Here is a 22,283-nt window from a genome sequence, read left to right as displayed (position 1 = left end):
TGTGTGCCCTTAAATTTTAATATACTAAGGGCTACATTTGCAGTCCACGGTTTTAGGGCGAAGCCGTAGACCGTGTGTATTAAAATTTAACTTTAGAAGCGCGCATCTATAGACAGTGGCTATGTTTTAAAATACATTTACGATAGAAAAGGTGGTAATAAAATGGATCTTAATGAAAAAAGCTTAATTTTACACGAAGAAAAGGTTGGAAAAATTCAAGTAGCTTCTAAGGTGGCAGTTGAGAATAGAGAGGACTTGAGTTTAGCCTATACCCCTGGTGTAGCAGAGCCCTGCAGGAAGATTAATCAAAATAAAGAGGATGTGTATAAATACACCGCCAAAGGAAATTTAGTTGCAGTGGTTAGTGATGGAACGGCTGTTTTAGGTTTAGGAGATATAGGGCCTGAAGCCGCAATGCCTGTTATGGAGGGAAAAGCCATCCTGTTTAAGGAATTTGCAAATGTAGATGCTTTTCCTATCTGTTTAGATACAAAGGATGTAGATGAAATTGTAAAAACTGTAAAAATGATTTCTCCAACCTTTGGGGGAATAAATTTAGAGGATATTAGTGCTCCCCGATGTTTTGAAATTGAAGAAAGATTGAAAAAGGAATTAGATATTCCAGTATTTCATGATGACCAACACGGTACAGCAATTGTTACAGTTGCAGGTATCATCAATGCTTTAAAAGTAGTAAATAAAAAAATAGAAGATGTTTCTATCGTTATCAATGGTGCTGGGGCAGCTGGGGTAGCTATTGCAAAAATGTTGAAACGTATGGCGCCAAAGGATATTTTATTATGCGACAGTAAGGGAATTGTATATGCTGGAAATCCTACTAATAATGAATATAAAGAAGAAGCTGCTGAAATTACCAATAAAGATAAGAAAAAAGGTACGCTTAAAGATGCTATGGTGGAGGCAGATATATTTATTGGGGTATCTGCACCTGAAGTTGTAACAGAGGATATGGTAAAGAGTATGAAGAAGGATGCTATTATTTTTGCCATGGCAAATCCTATACCAGAAATTATGCCGGATTTAGCGCTTAAAGCAGGGGCAAAGGTAGTGGGTTCTGGCCGTTCAGACTTTCCTAATCAAGTAAATAATCTTCTTGCTTTTCCTGGGATTTTTAGAGGGGCATTAGATGTGAGAGCAAAAGAAATCAATGAGGAAATGAAGTTAGCTGCAGCCTATGCTATCGCCAGTATTATAGAAGAGGATCAACTAAAACCTGATTATGTTATCCCACCAGTTTTTGATAAGAAGGTAGTAGACAGAGTAGCCGCTGCAGTAATTAAGGCTGCTAGAGATACAGGAGTTGCGTCAGTATAAGTTGTTTTTTTAAACAATTGACAGTAGGAAGACAAAAAAGTTAAAATCAAGTGTACTATTTAACTAAAAATATATGGAAAGAGGAAGAAAAATGCAGGATCAGTTTTTGCAGCAAGTAAGAAGAAGAAGAACTTTTGCCATTATATCTCACCCCGATGCTGGTAAAACAACTTTGACAGAAAAGTTATTGCTCTATGGAGGTGCTATTCGTCTAGCCGGTTCTGTAAAATCTAGAAGAGCACAAAAACATGCTGTATCAGATTGGATGGAAATTGAAAAACAAAGAGGAATTTCGGTTACCTCCAGTGTGTTACAGTTTGACTATGATGGATACTGTATTAATATATTAGATACGCCAGGTCACCAAGACTTTAGTGAGGATACCTATAGAACCCTTATGGCGGCAGACAGCGCTGTCATGGTAATTGACTGTGCTAAGGGTGTAGAGGCACAAACGAAGAAGCTATTTGAAGTTTGTAAGATGAGAGGTATTCCGATTTTTACTTTTGTAAATAAATTAGATAGAGCTGGGAAAGATCCCTTTGAACTCATGGAAGAAATAGAAAATGTCTTAGGAATACAGTCCTATCCTATGAACTGGCCTATTGGTACCGATGGAAACTTTAAAGGGGTCTACAATCGAAGAAAGTCTCAAATAGAGGTCTTTAATGATGGTAAACACGGCCAAACTGTCGTTGAATCTGTTGTTGGGGATGTTGGAGACGATGTTTTTAAAGATTTGCTAGGGGAGGGGCTTCATCAGCAACTTATGGAAGAAATAGAATTATTAGATGTTGCTGGAGATAATTTTGATTTAAACAAAGTCTTAAAGGGTCAATTAACACCAGTATTTTTTGGAAGTGCCATGACAAATTTTGGGGTTCGGCCTTTTTTAGAGGGATTTTTAGAAATGACTACCCCACCTGTAGCTAGGATGAGCAATGAAGGAGAAATAGACCCAGAAAGTGATAATTTTACTGGATTTATTTTTAAAATTCAAGCCAACATGAATCCAGCACATAGAGATCGAATTGCTTTTATCCGCATTTGTTCTGGAAAGTTTCAAAAAGGAATGTCGGTGAATCATGTTCGTGCCAAAAAGTCTATCAAGTTAGCACAACCTCAACAGTTTTTAGCACAAGATCGTGCAGTGGTAGAGGAGGCTTATCCGGGAGATATTATTGGCGTACATGACCCAGGAATATTTAATATAGGGGATACCCTATGTGGAAACAACGCTAAAATAGAGTACGAAGGAATTCCTGTATTTGCTCCTGAACATTTTGCCAGGGTATATGCCAAAGATTCTATGAAAAGAAAACAATTTATTAAAGGGGTAGAGCAGATATCAGAGGAAGGAGCTATTCAGGTTTTTAAAAGACCTCATGTAGGTGTTGAGGAATTGATTATTGGTGTAGTAGGGATACTGCAATTTGAAGTGCTGGAGTATAGATTAGAAAAAGAATATGGTGTAGAAATAAAAATGCAATCCTTGCCTTATAAATATATCCGTTGGATTCAGCAGGAAAACTTTGATTATGATAGATTCAGTCTTACTATGGACAGTTTGCTTGCAGAAGATAAGGAAGAAAAGCCGGTGGTTTTATTTGAGAATGAGTGGTCTATTCAAAAGGTAGAAGAACGAAATAAAGGTGTTGTGTTAAAGAGTATTTCTACGAAAAATTAAATAGAAAACTTATAAGAAACATCTCTGTTGAAAACAAGAACACTTTTTCATTGACCTTGTTAAAGACAGGGGTGTTTTGTTTTGAATAATTTAGAATATTTAAAAAAATTTAATAGAAATACCAAATTCTATTATCCTATGATATAATGAATTTGTTAGTAAATGAAAATTCAAAAAAAACAGTAATTTTTATTACGGGATTAATAGATATGTGCCTTTGCATAGGCTTATATCTATGGAACCTAGCAGAAGGGAGGAGAAAAATAGGAAATTATGAATGAAAAACTATAATGATTTTAATAGGAGGGACAATTTATGTTGGGAAATCCAGTGGTATTATCGGTTTTAGTAATGATTGTATTATGTCTTTTTAAATTAAATGTTATTTTATCTTTAATCATTGCAGCATTGGTTGGTGGTGCGCTGGCAGGTATTCCTATTGGAGACGTAATGGGGATATTAATTGGAGGTATGGGTGGCAACTCCAGTACCGCTTTAAGCTATATTTTGTTAGGAGCTTTAGCTGCTGCTGTGCATAAAACAGGTGTTGCAGAAATACTTGCGAAAAAGATTGTACAGTGGGTTAAAGGAAAAGGAATTATTTTGATTGTAATTATTGCTATTGTAAGTAGTCTTTCTCAAAATTTGTTTCCTGTCCATATTGCATTTATTCCAATAATGATTCCTCCATTGGTAGCTGTAATGAATCAATTGAAAATTGATCGAAGAGCTGTTGCCTCTGCCTTAACCTTTGGTTTGAAGGCACCTTATGTAGCTCTACCAGTGGGCTATGGGTGGGTTTTTCATGGTATTATCAGTGATCAAATGACGGATAATGGCATGGCGATAGCACAAGGAGATGTTTGGAAGGTAATGTGGATACCAGGGGTGGCTATGGTTATAGGACTTTTCATTGCTATTTTCATTACCTACAGAAAGACTAGAGAATATGAAAGCTCAGATGAAGCTCATGCGGAGGCTGCTGCAGCAGTTGAAGAAAAAGTTAAAATGACAGGAAAGCACTGGGCAGCTTTAATAGGGGCTGTTTCAGCTTTGGTGGTACAGCTAAGTCCTCTAGGATCATTACACCTTGGGGCTATTGTTGGACTTGCTATTATGGTGGTAAGCGGTGCTATTGGATGGAAGGATATAGATGAAATTATTCATAGCGGTATAGGCATGATGGGCTTTATCGCCTTTGTTATGCTGGTGGCGGCAGGTTATGGTGCTGTTATCCGAGAAACTGGCGGGGTAGAAACACTGGTGGCAGCTATTTCTGGCATCATGGGGGGTAGTAAGTTTATTGCAGCTACAGCCATGACTCTGCTTGGTCTTATTATCACCATGGGTATAGGTACTTCCTTTGGAACGATTCCAATTATTGCAGCAATTTACGTACCGCTAGCGGCTGCTATGGGCTTTAGTCCGATGGCTACTGTACTATTAATCGGTACTGCTGCTGCCTTAGGAGATGCAGGCTCTCCAGCTTCTGACAGTACATTAGGACCAACAGCAGGGTTAAATATAGACGGGCAGCATGACCACATATGGGATACTTGTGTGCCTACCTTTATTCACTATAACATACCACTTGTTCTATTTGGTATTATTGGTGCATTGATTTTGTAGGTATATGTTTTTATGCTTGAATTTCATCGGCTATTGTCGAGGATTTACCCTCGATTGAAAAAACTAACTAAGGACTGCAAATGCGGTCCTTAGTATATGAAAATGCATAAGTCTATAGGAGAGAGGGCAAGGGGGAGAGAAGAATTAAATTAAATTTTATCAAGGTAAATCCTACAGAAAATATGACAATTTTTATTACAGATACGCTTCCGCGACATCTATATAAAGATATAGCAAAAAACATAATGAAGTATAATAACCTTTGTGCAGAACAGGTGGGTTTTATAGAAAAGCCTTCTTCAGAAAATCAAGCAGCCTGTATGAGACTGCATATGATGGGAGACGAGTTTTGTGCCAATGCTACAAGAGCACTGGCGGCTCTTTTGGTATATAGGCAGCATCCTGAAATGAAACAGTCGGGAGAAAATTTTATTGTACCTTTAGAAGTTTCAGGCAGTGAGGATTTAATCCATTGTGAAGTAGAAATTACCGGGGAAATAAATAGATTTATTTCTACTGCATCTATTCCATTGCATAAAGGATTACATAGCTTTTCTATTGAATTTGAAAAAAAAATCTTGGAGGGAACTTTAGTGGAGTTTCCAGGAATTTTGCACCTGGTCATCAAGGATCAAGGAATAAGCGATAAAGAAGCCTTTTTTCAGGAGGTGAAAAGGAAGTTACATCCTATGGAATGGGAGGCTCTTGGGGTGATGTTTTACGATGAAGCTGCTTCCTATATGGAACCATTGGTTTATGTAAAGGCTACGGATAGTCTGTTTTGGGAAAGAGGATGTGGTTCTGGCACAGCGGCTGTTGGGGTAGCCCTCTCACATCAAAAACAGCAGTCAGTAGACATGGAGATTCATCAGCCTGGAGGCAGTCTACAAGTCATGGTAACATCTTCGGAAAACAAGGTTACGAATATTCTGCTTAAAGGTTCAGTGAAGATTGTGGCAGAAGGGTTTGTGTACTTATAAGTTCAGCATACTTGCGTGTATAAATAGACGTAAGTATGCTGGACTTTTTTTCTGTATTTCTTATCTTAAGATTAATATAAATTATCAAAGCGCTGTAGGATTTCCATTTCTCTTTCTTTTGAGTCTTTTATATGATCTGTATGATGATTCCTCACTAAAAACAAGATTCTATCATTTAGTTGCAGTTTAAGAAGCAGTTGATAGCCTAACTCAGCATGATTATTTTTATAATGCAAAGCTTTTTGAAGGAAGGGAGGTAACATCTTTCCCTTGAGCTTGAGTTTTTGTATGATTACAACAAAGGATTTATTTACTAGCGTTAAATTGCTACCGATTTTACCAATGTCGTGTAAAAGAGCAGCTTTCACAAGGTCTGGGTTCTGGGGTGCTTCTTGATGACATCCATAGGCGACATTCAAACAATGTCTTTGCTCACTTTTTCTTAATTGAAAAAATAAGTTTTGTTCTTTTTCACTTAAGTGACTTTTTATAAAGACGATATCTTCATCATAAATTTTAGCGGTTACACCTTGAAAAAACTGTTTTATTCTATAGAGCATCTTATTTTTCTCCTTAGTCTATTGAAATTCAAATCTAGAGGTTTTTGTCTATATAGCCCTTAGTATATGGAAATTTAGAAGGGTATGTCTATACAATAGTTTACGATAAAAGTCGAGAAATTAAAATAATAAATTTTAGTGTTATCGTATAGACTTAATAAATAGAGAAGTTTATCCATAAAAACTTCCGCTGGATTTGTATTATTTTTGTAGTATAGTAGAAGGTAGAAAAGTTCGAAGGGAGTGATGATAAGATGAAGGTGTTATTTACTTACGATTATGGAAAAGAAAAAATGGAATCTATAAAAAAGTTAGGTTATGATATAATTTTACGAAGTGAAAAAGGGATTGTATATACGGAAGAAATACAGGATGTAGAGGCATTGATATGCTATCATCCTTTTGCTACTTTGGATATTGCTAAAATGAAGAAGTTAAGATGGATACAACTTTCCAGCATTGGTATAGATCAAGTACCTAAGGAGATTGCTAGAAAAAACAAAATTCTTATTACCAACAACAAAGGCGGATACAGTATTCCTATAGGAGAGTGGATCGTATTAAAGATATTAGAAGTCTATAAAAAATCTTCTAAGTTATATCAACAACAGCAGCAAAGACGATGGGAAATGGATACTAGTCTTTTAGAACTCTACAGAAAACGTATTGGCTTTATTGGAACCGGCAGTATAGCTGCAGAGGCTGCTAAACGCCTTCAAGGCTTTGAGGTTCATACAATAGGGGTAAATACCAAGGGAACAAAAGTAAAATATTTTGATAGCTGCTATCCTATCGATCAATTAGAGGAAGTATTAAGGAGCTGTGATGTCATCGTTCTTACTGTACCTCATACAAAAGAAAGCCATCATTTAATCAACAAAACAAGATTAGCAATGATGAAGAAAGAGGCTGTTTTTATCAATATCTCCAGAGGAAACATTGTTGATGAAGAAGCACTTATTGAGCACTTGCAAAAGGGGAATTTTTTAGGCGTAGCCCTGGATGTCTTTGAGAAGGAGCCTTTACCTCAGGAGAGCCCTTTATGGGAAATGGATAATGTCCTTGTAACCCCCCACAATTGCTGGATTTCTGAAATGAGAAATGAGAGAAGGTTTAGGATTATTTATGAGAATATGAAAAAATTCAAAGAACAGCAGCCTTTGATTAATCAGGTAGATATCAACAAAGGATATTAAGTGATCTTCATGATAAATAAGCAAAAAATTAAGGGACAAAGGATAGAAAGCAGCTGGTTTTCGCTGTTTTTATCCTTTGTCCCTACATACTTCTAGACCAATTGGGGCAGGGTGTTTGCTCCGTAGGGCATCAAGTAGGCTTTAAGATCCTCCCCTTGTTTCTGATAAGCAATGGCCAATGCCTCTTGTATCGTTTTAACAACTTTAATGTTAGCTCTTTCTACCAGCTCCCCATCGATATTGGAAACCAAGATAAGGGTAAAGTTTACTGCTGCTTCACTGACAAAATATCCGATATATTTGGCAATAGAGAAGTTTTCTCTTAAGGCTTTTTCCCTCTCTAACATTGTATCGTAATCTTGAATAATTTCCTGTACATCAGCATTACCAAATCCCTCTGAGCACTCACTTAAAATAATAATCGTACCGCCTTCTTTTACAGCTTCTCTAGCATTAATAAGGGTTTTGACGGTCTGATATAAGTTAATATCCTTTGGGAATCCACCAGCAGTTGCTATAACTACATCTGCTTTTTCTTTAATAGAAACGCCATCCAATTCTTGTACGATTTTACAACCAGCTTCGTGGGCTTCAATAAAATCTCCAGCCACGGCAGCAGCAATTTTACCATCTGCATTCATAATCACATTGAATAGAAAAGAAGGTTTAACAAGTTTTGCTGCTTCTAACATATCTTCGTAAAGAGGATTATTGATAATATTTCCACTTCGAACAGAGGGATTACTACCTTCCCCTAAAGTTGGGTTCAAGGATAAAGCATGGTTTTTCATAATGGTTTCATAACTGCAGATACCAGGAAGAACAGATTTTTTTCCTCCTCCCCACCCAGCTAAAAGGTGAAATACAATAGCTCCTGTTAAAAGGATATGATCACAGTCAAATGCCATCTTATTGATATGAACGGGTGTACCAAAACTAGTAGTTCCTACATAAGTCAAATTTTCTTTGTCCCAACAGTCATGATCGATTACTTCAAATCGATCTGCTAATTTTTCCCCCAACAAGGTTCTATGTTCTTCTTTTGTATGTTTTCTATGGGAACCTGTGGAAGCAATAAAAAGAATATCTTTATCCTCAATACCAATCTCTGTTAATGTATCTACCACATAAGGAAGATAGGTGCTCATTTTTTGCCAAGCTCGAGTGATGTCAGAAATAACGATACATATTTTCTCTCCAGGTTTTACAATCTCTTTTAAAGTACCTGTGCCTATAGGGTTGTTTAAAGCATCTAAAATAACCTCTTCTTCACTTTTTGAAAAATCTTTTTCATTATTTTTTATGATATCAAGTAGGTTTTTTTCTGGCAAAGAAAAGTCTACCATGCTCTTACCATACTTCATGCTAAAAGTCTGCATAATTACTCCTCCCTTTATTATAAAAAAATACAGAATATTTATATTTAGTATACAATATATGTTAGTTGTTTGGGAGAAGTCTGTCAATATCTTTTATGAGAAATAAAAAAGATTTCATATTTAATTTAAAATTAATTTTTTAAAAAAATATTGAATTTTATGGAAAATAAAGAAATAATAAAAAAATTGAAGAAAAATGTTAATTCATGTAGAAAAAAACGTTTTTTAGTCATTGTATAAACTTGAAATCATCTATATAATTATGTATAAATTTGAAAAATTTAAAAAGTTAAAGTCTATAATAAGGATAAATGATTGTGACAGAATAAAAAAAGCTAAACATCAATATAAACTAGCTAACAAGCCTATGAAGGCTTTTTCACAAACTAGAGGATGTATATAGATATGCTCTTAAGTTTAAACTTTGCTAGTCAAGATCTGTGATTTCGACAAGGAAATTTTCTGGTTTGTTATTTTATATAGAATAGAAGAAGATAGTACCTCATGAATGATACATTCATTCCATTTTAGAGGAATGAGTGTTTTTTATTTTAAAATTTAAAGACTGGATAAAAAGGAGGGTTTTGCATGTTAAATGTTGCATTGGCTGTTAGTCCAATTGTGGCTGTATTGATAGGCGTTATTGGATTAAAGAAATCTGCAATGAAGGTAGCTCCTATCGTTATGATTTATACGGTTATTTTAGGTTGGTTGTTTTTTAATGGAAGTGCTAGTGGGATGCTGCAATCTTTTCATAAGGGGGTTGGAGATGGTATAAGAATTGTTTATTTGATCTTCGCTGCTTTTTCCATGCTGGTTATGACAATTGAGACAGGTGCTATGGACAAAATGAAGGAGGTTATCGCAGATATTACCGATGATCGAAGAATTCAAGTTTTAATTATTGCTGTTATGTTTGGTATTTTTTTAGAAGGTGTTGCAGGGGCAGGGGCACCAGCAGCAGTTGCTGCGCCTTTTTTGGTAGGACTAGGTTTTAATCCTATATCAGCTGCTACAGCAGCATTGATTGCCAATGGTATTCCTGGAAGTTGGGGAGGAGCAGGTGTGACAACCATCATGGGATCCCAAGCAGTGAGGGAATATATGAGTATCATGGAAGCCTCTTCCATGACAGGAAGAATACATATGCTAGGGGCTTTTATTATGCCTTTTTTAGTTACGCTAACGATATTTGGAAAAAAGGGAATGAAAAACCTAGGAGGTTTTCTAGTTTTTGCCGGTAGCTTTATGGCAGCGACCCTTTTTGTTTTTTCAAATATAATAGGACCTGAAGTTACCAGCATGTGTACTGGATTATTAGCGATTATTGCAACGTTAGTCTATCTAAAAATATTTAAGATAAAAACACCTTCTGAGTTTTTGTACAAACCAGAGAAGACCAATAAAAGCAATATGCCGGCCCATAAAGCCTTTGCACCTTACTTGATTTTAATGATTTTGTTACCAGCCGTCCGTTATTCCTTTGATTTAAGTGTGTTAGCACGATACGGTTACACTGTTTGGGTAGGGACTGTTATCTTTATCTCTGCCTTTTTAGGCGCATTGGTTTTAGGAGTCAAAATTCCTGAATTTGCCGGGCATGCTAAAAATGCTTTTAAAAAGGTAATACCAGCATTGGTTGCTATGTGCGGGCTCTTAGTATTAAGTGATGTCATGGTAAGTACAGGAATGATGTCTCTTTTAGCAAAAACCCTTTCAAATGCAGCAGGAAAGGGATATCCTTTTGTAGCAGTAGCTATAGGGGCTTTGGGCTCATTTATGACGGGCACAGGATTAGGATCTAATATTATGTTTGCTACAATGCATGTTGAAGCAGCTACATCCTTGGGGTTGAACCCAATTACTGTTTTTGCAGGGCAAAATGTAGGTGGAGCTATTGGAAATATGATTTGTATAAACAATGTGGTAGCTGTTGCTACAACCGTTGGCGTATTAGGAAAAGAAGGACAACTTATGAAAAAAGTATTACCAGCTTTTTTACTTATATTGGTATTATATGGGCTAGCAGCCCTGATGTATACCCACTATCTATTCCCTAACTTTGGTGTACTGGTTTAAGTTGTTATTATAGAAAGCCACTTTGAAAAAAAGTGGCTTTTTTATGTGATAAAACACCAAAAAAGTATAACAAAAAAAACTTGATAACATATAATGATATAGAAAAATGAAAGGAGGAGAAGCATGTACCCTAGTTATGGAGGACCTAATCCTATGGCACCTATGATGAGCCTACAAGTACCAGAACCTCCTGCATGTCCTGGAGGAACAATATATACAATTCGCCCTGGAGATACAATGTTTCGTATTGCAAATCGCTATGGCATAGAACTACAAGCATTAATTAGAGCAAATCCACAAATACCTAACCCAAATGTTATTTATGTAGGACAAAGAATATGCATTCCTGCCGTTGTAACGCCACCACCACCGCCAGCAGTATTTTGTCCTGATGGAACGATTTATATTGTACAACGTGGTGACACCATGTTTAATATTGCTAGAAGATTTGGTGTAACTTTGCAGAGATTGATTGAAGCAAATCCACAAATTCCTGATCCAAATGTTTTGGATATTGGCCAAAGAATTTGTGTTCCAGCGCCAGATATACCACTTCCTGAAGGTATACGTAGAGTTATATTAAGACCAGAACGTACCGGTGTTTTAGGAGGCATGGCCTTTGTGAGTTTACCCGGTGCTATCCTTTGGATCAGTACCTTTGGCTTACCAGCTCCTGCTACAATTGATCCTAAGTTAAAGTGTTACTATGCATGGGTAGTAGACAGAGATAGAGATCGTTACTACAGAGTAGAATTAAAGGATAGTGGCGTATCTGATATCATGGTAGGCTATGGCAAAACGACTGGAAGTTTTGTAAGTTACGATGAAGTGATTGTTACGGCAGAAGCCACTATATCTATAGATAAGCCAACTGGGCCAGTTGTATTAAGAGGAACCATTATACCTTAAAAATGAGATAAAAATCCTGTAATCTATAAATTGGTTACAGGATTTTTAAATTTCTTCCTAACTTAAATTTATTTTAAAAACCATATATAGTATAATAGAATAGAGACAAAATAGTACGCGCTTGATATCCAATAAGAAAGATAATGTTATCAACATAATAGAAAGGGGTACATATTGGATGGAAAATGAAAATACAATGATCTGTGTAACCCAACAAAAAACCTGCGAAAGATTGATAAAAGCTGGTGTACAAATAAAAGAAAAGCAAGGAGGAGGAATTTTTGTTGTTCATGTGGCGCCTATAGGATGGAGTATATTGGGAAATTCTAAAGAAGGAGAAGCCTTAGACTACTTGTTTGATATTTCTAAGGAAGTTGGCGCACATATGACAGTTCTGCGTTCTTCTGACGTAGTAAAGACAATTATTGATTTTTGTCAAAAACATAATATAAAAACGATTGTTCTAGGGGAATCAAAAGAAAAATCTACTGAGAATAACATCATTATGAAGCTAAGCAAAAAGATATGTAATGATGTTGATTTAAAAATAATATCTACTGATTAATCAATTTAATCAATGAAATAGAGATTTCTATGAGAAATCTCTATTTCATTTTAAAGAATGTATAACTTCGTTATTCGTGGCAAATAAAAAGATAGTAAATTACTTTCAGCAACAGCCTAGAAGAAAAAATAGCATAAAGCTAAAAAAGGAAGGATATAGATGAAAAAAGACGTTTTTTTATATAGAACTTATTCTGATTATCTTAGAGAAAAATATGGAGAAAAAGTATATAAATTACCTATAAACCTACCTTTAACCTGCCCCAATAGGGATGGAAGGCTAGGTCAGGGGGGGTGTACATTTTGTGCAGAAGTAGGGACTGGTTTTGAGAATCTACCTAATTCTTATACAGTAGCACAGCAACTAGAGAGTAACAAGAAAATTATCCGAAAAAAGTATAAAGCTAAAAAATTTATTGCTTATTTTCAAAATTTCACCAACACATATCTTCCACTAGAAGATTTTAAAAAATATGTACAGGAAGCAGTAGGGGAAGATATTGTAGAGATAGCTATTTCTACAAGACCTGACTGTATTGACGAAAACTATTTAATATTTTTAAAGGAAATAAAAGATAAATATGCCATAGAAATTTCTATAGAGTTGGGTCTTCAAACCGTAAATTACCATAGTCTAAAAAAAATCAACAGGGGTCATACCTTGGCAGAGTTTATTGACGCAGTTTTTTATATACAAAAATATGGTTTTGAAATATGCACCCATCTAATATTGAATTTACCTTGGGATGATGAGGATGATGTTATAGAAAATGCAAAAATTATTTCTGCCTTAAGGATACAACAGGTAAAGTTACATGCTCTGTACTTAGTGAAAGGAACGAAGATGGGAGAAATGTATGAAAAGGGAGAATTTCAAATTATTCCTGTAGAGACTTATCAAAAAAGAGTAGTGACTTTTTTAGAATATTTAGCCCCTAATATCATTGTGCAGCGATTGATAGGAAGAGCACCAGAAGAAAATAGCGTTTTTGTAAATTGGAATAGGAGCTGGTGGAAAATCAGAGATGAGATTCATGAAATGATGGAAAAAGATAATAGTTACCAGGGCAAGAGAGCCAACTACTTGGGGGGAAAAGCCTTAGACAATAGCTTATAAAAGTTATAAAGAAAATATTTAAAATTATGCAGGAAAATGTCAGAATTGATAGAATATTTATAGATATACGCCTATATACTTAGATTTTAATAGCCAAAGGCTGCGGTTGCCCCTTAGGATATTGAAATTAAGAGGCGTATATCTTTAGAAGGAAAATTATAGGCTGAATGCAGGTGGGAGGTTGAAAAGTGATAAAATTAGTTTTAGGTAAAAAAGGTAGCGGTAAAACAAGAGCTTTGATTCAGGATGCAAATGATTCTGTAAAAAGGACGAAGGGACATATTGTTTTTATTGATATAGACAATAGTCATATGTTTCAGATAGATTACAAGATAAGATTCATGCCATTAAAAGATTACAAGGTGAAAGATGAAGAAAGTTTTTATGGGTTTCTTTGTGGCATCATCGCTTCAAACTATGATGTTGAAAGTATATATATAGATGATTTGTGCAAAATTACAGAGAAACCGTTAGAAGATATGGAAAGTTTTTTTAATAAGCTGAGTGTGCTAGAAATAAAATATAATGTAAGCTTTATCTTTAGTATTAGTAGAACGGAAGAAAACTTACCCAGTTTTTTAAAAAAATACATCCGTCAAAATACGTAATAAAAGTGTAGGGCAGGCAAACTGCTCTATTATCTTGTGTAGAAAAGCCTTAGAATACAAGATATATGTAAAAATATGTATAAATATGAATATTGAGGAAATAATACAGTATCACTATAATACAAAAGCTTTTTATATTTATAAATTAAAAAAAACATGAAATAATGATATAATAGATAAGGTGTACTTTGATTTCGACTGTGGAAAAGTTTTGGCATAGTGGGGTGATAAATAGTGAATATGGAAAGTATCGAATGGAAAAAGTTTTTAATTCCCTATGAGCACGCAGTAGAGGAACTAAAAGTAAAGTTTAAGAGTATTAGAAATGAGCTTCGTACCATCGGAGAGTACTCTCCAATAGAGTTTGTAACTGGCAGGGTAAAAAAAGTATCTAGTATTTTAGAGAAAGCTAGAAAATTAAGTGTAAGTCCTGAAGAAATTTCTGAGAAAATAGAAGATATTGCTGGCATAAGAATTATGTGTCAGTTTGTTGAAGATATTTATACGGTAGTAGACTATATAAGGGATCGCGATGGAGAGGATCTGGAGATTGTTTTAGAAAAAGATTATATAACAAACTTTAAAGATAGCGGTTATCGAAGCTACCATTTGGTCATTAAGTATCCTATACATACAGCTTTGGGACCCAAAAACATACTAGCAGAAATACAAATTAGAACTTTAGCTATGAATTTTTGGGCAATTATTGAGCATTCTCTGAAGTATAAATATAAGCAACAAATTCCTAATCATATTGAAGATAGATTAAAAAAGGCAGCGGATGCCGCTTTTAAGCTAGATCAAGAAATGTCTGAAATACGTCATGAGATTAGACAAGCGCAAAAATTTTTTGAAGTTCGCTCTAACATTGTTTCAAGCATTCTGCAAAATATACAATCTCTTTATCTTTCAGGTAGGCTAAAAGAAGCTAATGACTTTCAAGAAAGATTTAATAGGCTTTGGGAAAAGGAAGATACCATGGAGTTAAAGATACTACATAAGGAAATTGATAAATTAACACAAAAGTATGAAACTTACGAATAAGTGTTTAAAGTATTCAAAGATGGGTGATAAGATGGCTTTATATGCAATAGGAGATTTACATTTAAGTAGTAAAGTAGATAAACCGATGGATATTTTTGGTCCTCAATGGACAATGCACCATGAGAAAATTAAAGAACACTGGTATAATAACGTAAAGCAAGAGGATACGGTGCTTGTTCCTGGAGATATTTCTTGGGGAATAAATATGGAGGAGGCAATGGAGGATTTAAAATGGATTGAAGCATTGCCTGGGAAGAAGATTTTACTAAAGGGAAACCATGATTATTGGTGGAGCTCCATTACAAAACTTAATGATACGTTTGCGACTTTAAAATTTTTGCAAAATAATTACTTTGCTTATGAAGATTATGCTATATGTGGCACTAGGGGATGGATTTCTCCTAATGGTAATAAATTTACGCAACAGGATGAGAAGGTTTATTATAGGGAAGTTCATCGATTGAAACTTTCTTTAGATAGCGCTAAAAAAGCTGGTTATACAAAAATAGTCTGTATGTTACATTATCCACCTACCAATGAGCAGCATGAACCCTCCTTATTTACAGAAGTATGTGAGGAATATGGCGTAAGCATGGTGATTTATGGGCATTTGCATGGAAAAGAGTCTTATGATGCAGGGGTTAAAGGGATATATCATGGCATACCCTATTACTTAGTTTCCTGTGATTACTTGGAATTTCAGTTATATCAACTTTTATAAAGAAAAAATAGCAACCTAAAAGTAGGCTGCTATTTTTTCTTTATAGTTTGAAGAATTTTATAAAAAGTTATTACAGCCAAGTACGTTGGCGATTTTATGGCGAACCATTTCTTTGATAGCTGATCTGCCTTCTCCCATATATTTTCGAGGGTCAAAATTGCCAGGATTTTCTGCAAGGCTTTTGCGGATAGCTGCTGTCATGGCCAAACGCAAGTCAGTGTCAATATTGATCTTACATACCCCCATTGAAGCTGCTTTACGAAGCATTTCTTCTGGAACTCCTTGTGCACCTGGTATGTCACCGCCATACTTGTTACATAGTTCTACAAACTCTGGTAATACTGTTGAGGCACCATGAAGCACTAATGGAAAACCAGGTAATAGACTTGCAATTTTTTGTAGTCTTTCAAAATCTAAATTGGGATCTCCTTTAAACTTATAGGCACCATGACTGGTACCAATAGCAATAGCTAAAGAATCTACTCCTGTTTTTTCAACAAACTCTGCTGCCTGTTGAGGGTCTGTAAAAGCAGCATCTGCAGCACTGACATTAACAGCATCTTCAACACCAGCTAATCGGCCTAACTCAGCCTCTACTACAACACCTCTAGCATGAGCATACTCTACCACTTGCTTTGTAAGTGCTATATTTTCTTCAAAGGGATGGTGAGAAGCATCGATCATAACAGAAGTGAAGCCATCATCAATACATTGTTTACATATTTCGAAGTCTTCACCATGATCTAGATGCAAAACAATAGGTAGCCCAGAATCTTCTACAGCTGCTTCAACTAGTTTTTTTAAATACTTTGGATTAGCATATTTTCTAGCACCAGCAGAAACCTGTAGGATAAGAGGAGCTTTTTCTTCCTTAGCAGCATCAACAATACCTTGAATAATTTCCATATTGTTTACGTTGAAGGCACCGATGGCAAACTTACCATCATAAGCCTTAGAAAATAAATCCTTACTAGTAATTAATGGCATATTACATTCCTCCTAAAATATTAATTTATATATAGCGTAAATAGCTAGTTGCAGACAAGAAAATTCCCTTTAACAGGCTAAAACAAAGAGGGTTTTAAATAAGGGCATTTATCTAAATTATGTAAAATATTCTAATGAGTCAACTAGATTGTATCATAAGCCTTTTATTATCGTCAATCCTAAGAAAAAACTAACAAAGAATTATATTGATAGAATTCTTAAATTTATCAAATAATATTATTTATACACATATATTTATAGCATAGAACTTTTTCATTTACAGTTATTTTTACACAAGTTATAATAAGATATGTAGAGGTATGGTCTAAAGTAATAAGTTTTTTATAATTTTCACTAGGAATTTTAGGCAAAATACAGTAAAATATTATCAAGAGACGAATACAATCAAATTAAAGGGTTTTATTTAGTTCTTGAAATCCAGAGGAATAGAGGTGGAGAAGGGTGAAGGTAAAGGCGCATATACCGAATATGTTTACTTTTTTTAACTTAACTCTAGGTATCCTAGCAATTGTTAGTATAATAAATGAATCCTATACTGTTTCAGCATTATTAATTTTGGTAGCAGCATTTACAGACCGTCTAGATGGGCAGTTGGCAAGAAAGTTAGATGTTGAGAGTGAATTAGGGAAAGAGCTGGACTCGTTGTGTGATTTGATTTCCTTCGGAGTTGCCCCAGCAGTATTGATATGGAGTTTTCATTTGGCAAAATTTGGTGTTATAGGAATATTAATCATGGTAATTTTTGCGATTTCAGGAGCTTATAGACTAGCACGATATAATATTATGGAATTTGAAGGTGTCTACATGGGGATACCTATCACCATGTGTGGAGGAATCTTGGCATTAATTACATTATATTCTATTAATTATCAAACCAACGTACATTTTATAGGAATGATGACTTTGTTCCTATCATACTCTATGATAAGTAAAAAAATTAAATTAAAGAAAAGATAAAGGCTCCTTTGCTAGGAGTCTTTTCATTACAATATCTAGATTATGCTACAGTAGAGGGTGTTCAAAGTGAAGTATGTAGAAGGTGAAAACATATTTGAAAAGTTTTTTCAGCAAAGACAGAGTTTAATCCAACAATTTAGAAAAGGCGACATTACAAAAAAAGAATACATAGAAGAAGGCTATGCTTATATAAAACGGATGAATATTCAGCCCTTCAAACGGGTAGATAACTTTAATAAAGCGATTTATAATTACCAGTACTATAATAGTATGGCTAAGTATTGTTATCTAAAGGCAAAAGAAATAAAAAAGTATGATAAACATCCTGAAATGCACAAAGACTACTTGGACAAAGTAAATTATTACTACCACAAAAAAGATCAGAGCACTTTAAAGGCAGTAGAACTATTGGATTTTTATGATGTGGAGGCTTACTATATCAAAGTAACGTCTACTCATTTAAAAGAGAATTTATTTGAAGTAGTCTTCAAAGATTATGAGGATATTATACTACACTCTAGAAGTCAAAGTCTTTTAAATAGACTGCAGGAGGAGGGGGTATTTAAAGAAGGTATTAGGACTTCCTTAATAGAAAACTATATTAATGCAAAATATTAATAGTATTTATAAAAAATAAGGAGGGATATCATGTATAAAATTGTTACTGCTGACAGATTTCTTTGGGAGGGAATCAATTTAGAAGGAAAAATTATTTTAGAAGGAGGGACTAGTTGGGGAAATACTACTAGACTCATTGCTAAAAAGGTTTCAGAAAATAATTGGAACACTGAATTGATTTCTGTTGATATTGATGATAGTCACTTTAATGAAATTGAAAAAGATATTCAACCTGTTTTTAAAAAGTTGAATTTAAGGAGGGGGGATTTGAGTGATCTATACTTTATTCCTTCTAACTCTATTGATGTGGTTATCTGTAATTATACGCTTTCTTCTGTAGAGCAATTTCCTTTACGGGTGATGAAAACGTTAAAAGAGTTTTATAGAGTTTTAAAGACAGAAGGTCAATTACTGGTCACAGAGGAAATGCCTATCTGGTCGGTGGATAGTAAGGATTATACCTATTGGTCTAAAAGACTTAGGATTATAAAAAGTATTAGCATATTAAAAGCAATGGCTACTTTTAATGAAATACATCCCAGTGATTTAGAAGAGGGATTAAATATTATAGGATTTAAAAATATTCATTGGAGAGAGTTCAATGAAAAAATCAATGCTGAAATGGCAGTAAAGTTTTTAGATAAGAAAAAGCAAAACCTAATCAAAGGTTCTAATGACTTAGAAAATGAAAACTTGACAAGGGGGTTTGTGGATTTAACAGAAAAGCTAGTAAAGAAATTTGAAGAAACAAAGGAGTTCTTAGCTCCAGCTTATATATTAAAGGCAAATAAATGATAAAATTTTGATTATATTCCAAACTTAGGCTATAATATAGTGACGGTTAGTTGTACCGATCACTATATTTTTTGTTTTGATGACATAAACTAATTATATGGATTAAAACTTCAATGAAAAGTAATGGGAGTGAAGAGATGCTAAAGAAAAAAGAAGTTGTAGAATTTAAAATAGAAGATAGTGAATTTGGCGGTAAAGGGTATGGTTATGTAGGTGATGTAAAAGTTACGGTAAAACATGGTATACCGGGACAGTTGGTAAGAGCTGCTATCAAAAAAATAAAAAAGAAGCAGGCAGAAGCTCAAGTTTTAGAAATATTGGAGAATTCTCCTCTAGAGGACCAATCTCCATGTCAGCATTTTGGAAACTGTGGTGGATGTTTTCAACAAACAGTGGCCTATGATGAGCAGCTGCAATTGAAGGAAAAGCAAGTAAAAAGACTTTTTGAAGAATTTGCTATTAAAAATTACACGTGGTTAGGCATAGAAGGTAGTCCTATAGCTTTTGATTATAGGAATAAGATGGAATTTTCCTTTGGAGATGAGGAAAAGGGTGGGCCTTTGACTCTAGGGATGCACAAAAGAGGAAGACATTATGATATTGTCACAGTAGATGCCTGTCTTATTATGGATGAGGATTTTAGAAAACTATTAACAACAATCCTGGATTATTTTAAAGAAAAGAGTCTATCCTACTATAATACTCGAAGACATGAAGGTTATTTGAGACATTTAGTTATAAGAAAAGCTCATTTTACAGGAGAAATCCTAATAAACTTGGTAACGACAACGCAGAGTCAAATAAACATACAGGATTTGGTAGAAAAATTATTGACACTAGAATTACGCGGAAGCATCGTAGGCTTTTTACATACCTTCAACGATAATCTGGCTGACATTGTCCAAAGTGATAGAACAGATATCTTATATGGTAGGGATTATGTAATAGAAGAGCTTTTAGGATTAAAATTTAAAATATCTGCCTTCTCTTTCTTTCAAACCAATTCTCAAGGAGCAGAAAAACTATATTCTATCGTAAGAGACTTTGTGGGAGAAGCAAAGGATCAAGTTGTGTTTGATCTTTACTGTGGTACTGGTACAATAGGACAAATTGTAGCTCCTAATGCAGAAAAGGTAGTGGGGATTGAGATTATAGAAGAAGCTGTGGAGGCAGCAAGGGAAAATGCTAAGTTAAACAACTTAAGCAATTGTAGTTTTATTGCAGGAGATGTAAAGGAAGAAGTAAAAAAACTAACAGAAAAACCTGATATCATCATCATAGATCCCCCAAGAGCAGGAATCCACCCTCAAGCGTTGAAGGATATTATAAGCTTTGATGCAGAAAAAATTGTCTATGTATCCTGTAATCCTAAAACCATGGTTAGGGACTTGGTGGAATTAGAAGCCAGTGGTTATCAGATAGATAAGGTGCAGTTGATGGACATGTTTCCGCATACTCCGCATGTGGAGAGTGTTTGCAAACTTTCTAAGAATAGCAATAGCTTAAAAGAATAAAAATAGCAATCTATGTTGGATTGCCTACTGTTTGCCAACGCAATTTCTTACCCGTTGGCAGTGTAAATAATTTTGTGTATTCTCTTTCTAAGTACAATAACTTAAGTAACTTTAAGATTTGATTTAAATGCTGATTTTTGTCGATGAGTAATTTGTCAAATTAGTTCTGCTGTATAAATTACCCATTTAAAGCTAAGAATATACATTGTTTTTCCTAATAACAGGGTAGGGCTATGCTGAGGAGCAACCTGAGGGGTTATTAGGATTCTTTACAGGAACGGGTAGTCTAGTGGACTTCCCGTTTTCTTCGTTCCTGGGGGAACAAAAGCGTTAAACCTCAGGGGTTTGGGGACAGCGTCCCCAAGTTAAACAACATCCTCTTTTTTGAATAATATATTTAGTTGGCTTAGTACCCTATCCCAATCTCCATAGCCCCTAGTCCACTTCTTACTAACTCTTTCAGTAGCTAGATATAGCATTTTCATAAGACTTTCATCAGTAGGGAATATCAGTTTTGTTTTAGTTACTTTTCTAAACTGGCTGTTTAGACTTTCTATGGCATTGGTAGTGTACATAATCCTCCTTATATAGTCTGGAAACATTAGAAAGGTTGAAATATTATCCCAATTATCTTCCCAGCTTTTAATCGCATTCGGGTATTTATTGCACCATTTTTCCTTAGCATGAAGTAGATTTTCTAATGCCATTTCTTCATTCACTGAGGTATAAACAGCCTTTAGATCTGCTACGAATGCTTTCTTGTCTTTGTAGGGTATATATCGCATACTCGCCCTAAGCTGGTGAATAATACATCGCTGTATTTGGGCAAAAGGATACACTGCTCCAATGGCTTCTTTAAAGCCACTTAAACCATCTACACAGAATATTAAGACTTCTTGTACTCCTCTATTTTTGAGATCATTAAGGACTGAGAGCCAGAACTTGCTACTCTCATTTGCTCCTATCCAAATACCAAGGACTTCTTTTACTCCATCCATATTTACACCCAGCACCACGTAGGCTGCTTTAACTACTACTTGTTTATCTTCTCTTACTTTGTAGTGTATTGCATCCATGAATACGAAGGAATATCTCTTTTCTAATGGTCTGTTTTGCCATTCAGAGACTAGGGGTAAAATTCTGTTGGTTATGTTAGAGACCATATCAGCTGAAATATCCACATCATACAAGTTTTTTATTTGCTCTGATATATCTCTAGTGGTCATGCCTGCAGCATAAAGTGCCATTACTTTTTCTTCTATACCAGTTACATTCCTTTGATATTTAGGTATTATTTTGGGATCATAATCCCCATGTCTATCCCTTGGTATATTTAGATCAACAGGTCCTAATTCTGATTTTATGGTTTTCTTAGAATATCCATTTCGTCTATTCGGGGTTTCTTTATCGGACATATCATATCGATCATATCCTAGTTGCTCATCCATCTCTGCTTCTAAAGCTTCCTGTAATACATCCCTGAACATTTCTTTCATGGCTGCTAATACTTCATTTGGATTACTAAAATTTTGTTCCTTGATGTAATTTTTCAATACTTCCTTTGGTATATTCGACATAAAAAT

At 34.8% G+C, this 22,283-nt stretch carries 20 protein-coding genes; 16 read left to right on the top strand and 4 right to left on the bottom strand.

The annotated features are described in order from the left end of the window. The first annotated feature begins 162 nt into the window (after positions 1 to 162). From BJL90_RS20930 to BJL90_RS20915, 4 genes are all read left to right on the top strand, one after another. Positions 163 to 1,335: an NAD(P)-dependent malic enzyme gene (locus tag BJL90_RS20930; protein ID WP_070972728.1), complete on the top strand. Its 1,173-nt coding sequence runs from the start codon at positions 163 to 165 to the stop codon at positions 1,333 to 1,335. Positions 1,336 to 1,426: 91 nt separating this feature from the next. After that, the gene (locus BJL90_RS20925) at positions 1,427 to 3,022 is read left to right on the top strand and encodes a peptide chain release factor 3 (protein ID WP_070972726.1); all 1,596 of its coding nucleotides are present in this window, start codon (positions 1,427 to 1,429) and stop codon (positions 3,020 to 3,022) included. Positions 3,023 to 3,337: 315 nt separating this feature from the next. Then, the gene (locus BJL90_RS20920; protein WP_070972724.1) at positions 3,338 to 4,651 is read left to right on the top strand and encodes a Na+/H+ antiporter family protein; all 1,314 of its coding nucleotides are present in this window, start codon (positions 3,338 to 3,340) and stop codon (positions 4,649 to 4,651) included. 143 nt (positions 4,652 to 4,794) lie between these two features. Then, positions 4,795 to 5,631, top strand: coding sequence for a histidine racemase CntK family protein (locus BJL90_RS20915; RefSeq protein ID WP_070972722.1), 837 nt, complete (start codon positions 4,795 to 4,797; stop codon positions 5,629 to 5,631). Between the two features lie 71 nt (positions 5,632 to 5,702). Here the strand turns inward: BJL90_RS20915 and BJL90_RS20910 are convergent, their stop codons facing one another. Next, complete coding sequence (locus BJL90_RS20910) at positions 5,703 to 6,191, bottom strand: HD domain-containing protein (protein ID WP_070972720.1); 489 nt, start codon at positions 6,189 to 6,191, stop codon at positions 5,703 to 5,705. Between the two features lie 254 nt (positions 6,192 to 6,445). Here BJL90_RS20910 and BJL90_RS20905 point away from each other — a divergent pair, with 254 nt between their 5' ends. Continuing rightward, the gene (locus BJL90_RS20905) at positions 6,446 to 7,387 is read left to right on the top strand and encodes a phosphoglycerate dehydrogenase (RefSeq protein ID WP_070972718.1); all 942 of its coding nucleotides are present in this window, start codon (positions 6,446 to 6,448) and stop codon (positions 7,385 to 7,387) included. Positions 7,388 to 7,479: 92 nt separating this feature from the next. Here BJL90_RS20905 and BJL90_RS20900 read toward each other — a convergent pair whose 3' ends face one another. Further along, entirely contained in the window at positions 7,480 to 8,766 is a 1,287-nt protein-coding gene (locus tag BJL90_RS20900) for a lactate racemase domain-containing protein (RefSeq protein WP_070972716.1), read from the bottom strand. Positions 8,767 to 9,354: 588 nt separating this feature from the next. On the opposite strand from BJL90_RS20900, the gene BJL90_RS20895 reads away from it, so the two are divergent. The 7 genes from BJL90_RS20895 (at position 9,355) to BJL90_RS20865 (ending at position 15,808) form a co-directional block, all read left to right on the top strand. Further along, the gene (locus tag BJL90_RS20895; protein ID WP_070972714.1) at positions 9,355 to 10,845 is read left to right on the top strand and encodes an L-lactate permease; all 1,491 of its coding nucleotides are present in this window, start codon (positions 9,355 to 9,357) and stop codon (positions 10,843 to 10,845) included. 123 nt (positions 10,846 to 10,968) lie between these two features. After that, positions 10,969 to 11,754, top strand: a complete 786-nt coding sequence (locus BJL90_RS20890; RefSeq protein ID WP_070972712.1) for a LysM peptidoglycan-binding domain-containing protein — start codon at positions 10,969 to 10,971, stop codon at positions 11,752 to 11,754. 178 nt (positions 11,755 to 11,932) lie between these two features. Beyond that, on the top strand, positions 11,933 to 12,319 hold the full coding sequence (locus BJL90_RS20885) for an adenine nucleotide alpha hydrolase family protein (protein WP_070972710.1): 387 nt from the start codon (positions 11,933 to 11,935) through the stop codon (positions 12,317 to 12,319). 159 nt (positions 12,320 to 12,478) lie between these two features. After that, positions 12,479 to 13,435 (top strand): tRNA modification radical SAM protein MnmL/YtqA, encoded by a 957-nt coding sequence (mnmL, locus tag BJL90_RS20880; RefSeq protein WP_070972708.1) that lies wholly within the window; start codon positions 12,479 to 12,481, stop codon positions 13,433 to 13,435. Between the two features lie 188 nt (positions 13,436 to 13,623). Beyond that, positions 13,624 to 14,043 (top strand): hypothetical protein, encoded by a 420-nt coding sequence (locus BJL90_RS20875; protein ID WP_070972706.1) that lies wholly within the window; start codon positions 13,624 to 13,626, stop codon positions 14,041 to 14,043. A 240-nt stretch (positions 14,044 to 14,283) separates the two neighbouring features. Further along, positions 14,284 to 15,087, top strand: a complete 804-nt coding sequence (yjbM, locus tag BJL90_RS20870) for a GTP diphosphokinase (protein ID WP_070973484.1) — start codon at positions 14,284 to 14,286, stop codon at positions 15,085 to 15,087. A 31-nt stretch (positions 15,088 to 15,118) separates the two neighbouring features. Then, on the top strand, positions 15,119 to 15,808 hold the full coding sequence (locus BJL90_RS20865; RefSeq protein ID WP_070973482.1) for a metallophosphoesterase: 690 nt from the start codon (positions 15,119 to 15,121) through the stop codon (positions 15,806 to 15,808). A 57-nt stretch (positions 15,809 to 15,865) separates the two neighbouring features. Here the strand turns inward: BJL90_RS20865 and fba are convergent, their stop codons facing one another. Continuing rightward, entirely contained in the window at positions 15,866 to 16,795 is a 930-nt protein-coding gene (fba, locus tag BJL90_RS20860) for a class II fructose-1,6-bisphosphate aldolase (protein WP_070972704.1), read from the bottom strand. 462 nt (positions 16,796 to 17,257) lie between these two features. On the opposite strand from fba, the gene pssA reads away from it, so the two are divergent. From pssA to rlmD, 4 genes are all read left to right on the top strand, one after another. Beyond that, a complete protein-coding gene (gene pssA / locus BJL90_RS20855; RefSeq protein WP_236904980.1) occupies positions 17,258 to 17,773 on the top strand; it encodes a CDP-diacylglycerol--serine O-phosphatidyltransferase in 516 nt (171 codons plus the stop codon). A gap of 66 nt (positions 17,774 to 17,839) precedes the next feature. Next, positions 17,840 to 18,391: a DUF6648 family protein gene (locus tag BJL90_RS20850; RefSeq protein ID WP_070972702.1), complete on the top strand. Its 552-nt coding sequence runs from the start codon at positions 17,840 to 17,842 to the stop codon at positions 18,389 to 18,391. Between the two features lie 30 nt (positions 18,392 to 18,421). After that, a complete protein-coding gene (locus BJL90_RS20845; RefSeq protein ID WP_070972699.1) occupies positions 18,422 to 19,186 on the top strand; it encodes a class I SAM-dependent methyltransferase in 765 nt (254 codons plus the stop codon). A 137-nt stretch (positions 19,187 to 19,323) separates the two neighbouring features. Then, a complete protein-coding gene (rlmD, locus tag BJL90_RS20840) occupies positions 19,324 to 20,700 on the top strand; it encodes a 23S rRNA (uracil(1939)-C(5))-methyltransferase RlmD (protein ID WP_070972697.1) in 1,377 nt (458 codons plus the stop codon). A 365-nt stretch (positions 20,701 to 21,065) separates the two neighbouring features. Here the strand turns inward: rlmD and BJL90_RS20835 are convergent, their stop codons facing one another. Next, positions 21,066 to 22,277: an IS256 family transposase gene (locus BJL90_RS20835; protein WP_070967132.1), complete on the bottom strand. Its 1,212-nt coding sequence runs from the start codon at positions 22,275 to 22,277 to the stop codon at positions 21,066 to 21,068. Positions 22,278 to 22,283: the final 6 nt, after the last annotated feature.

It is taken from the genome of Clostridium formicaceticum, assembly GCF_001854185.1.
Lineage (GTDB): Bacteria > Bacillota > Clostridia > Peptostreptococcales > Natronincolaceae > Andreesenella > Andreesenella formicacetica.
The sequence above is the reverse complement of the archived record's forward strand: the minus strand, read 5'-3'. Positions and strand labels throughout refer to the sequence as shown.

What these genes read in the sequence shown, in the direction of transcription:
- BJL90_RS20930 (WP_070972728.1), top strand. Translation starts at nt 163, where the DNA reads ATGGATCTTAATGAAAAAAGCTTAATTTTACACGAAGAAAAGGTTGGA.
- BJL90_RS20925 (WP_070972726.1), top strand. Translation starts at nt 1,427, where the DNA reads ATGCAGGATCAGTTTTTGCAGCAAGTAAGAAGAAGAAGAACTTTTGCC.
- BJL90_RS20920 (WP_070972724.1), top strand. Translation starts at nt 3,338, where the DNA reads ATGTTGGGAAATCCAGTGGTATTATCGGTTTTAGTAATGATTGTATTA.
- BJL90_RS20910 (WP_070972720.1), bottom strand. Translation starts at nt 6,191, where the DNA reads ATGCTCTATAGAATAAAACAGTTTTTTCAAGGTGTAACCGCTAAAATT.
- BJL90_RS20905 (WP_070972718.1), top strand. Translation starts at nt 6,446, where the DNA reads ATGAAGGTGTTATTTACTTACGATTATGGAAAAGAAAAAATGGAATCT.
- BJL90_RS20900 (WP_070972716.1), bottom strand. Translation starts at nt 8,766, where the DNA reads ATGCAGACTTTTAGCATGAAGTATGGTAAGAGCATGGTAGACTTTTCT.
- BJL90_RS20895 (WP_070972714.1), top strand. Translation starts at nt 9,355, where the DNA reads ATGTTAAATGTTGCATTGGCTGTTAGTCCAATTGTGGCTGTATTGATA.
- BJL90_RS20890 (WP_070972712.1), top strand. Translation starts at nt 10,969, where the DNA reads ATGTACCCTAGTTATGGAGGACCTAATCCTATGGCACCTATGATGAGC.
- BJL90_RS20885 (WP_070972710.1), top strand. Translation starts at nt 11,933, where the DNA reads ATGGAAAATGAAAATACAATGATCTGTGTAACCCAACAAAAAACCTGC.
- mnmL (WP_070972708.1), top strand. Translation starts at nt 12,479, where the DNA reads ATGAAAAAAGACGTTTTTTTATATAGAACTTATTCTGATTATCTTAGA.
- yjbM (WP_070973484.1), top strand. Translation starts at nt 14,284, where the DNA reads ATGGAAAGTATCGAATGGAAAAAGTTTTTAATTCCCTATGAGCACGCA.
- BJL90_RS20865 (WP_070973482.1), top strand. Translation starts at nt 15,119, where the DNA reads ATGGCTTTATATGCAATAGGAGATTTACATTTAAGTAGTAAAGTAGAT.
- fba (WP_070972704.1), bottom strand. Translation starts at nt 16,795, where the DNA reads ATGCCATTAATTACTAGTAAGGATTTATTTTCTAAGGCTTATGATGGT.
- BJL90_RS20845 (WP_070972699.1), top strand. Translation starts at nt 18,422, where the DNA reads ATGTATAAAATTGTTACTGCTGACAGATTTCTTTGGGAGGGAATCAAT.
- rlmD (WP_070972697.1), top strand. Translation starts at nt 19,324, where the DNA reads ATGCTAAAGAAAAAAGAAGTTGTAGAATTTAAAATAGAAGATAGTGAA.
- BJL90_RS20835 (WP_070967132.1), bottom strand. Translation starts at nt 22,277, where the DNA reads ATGTCGAATATACCAAAGGAAGTATTGAAAAATTACATCAAGGAACAA.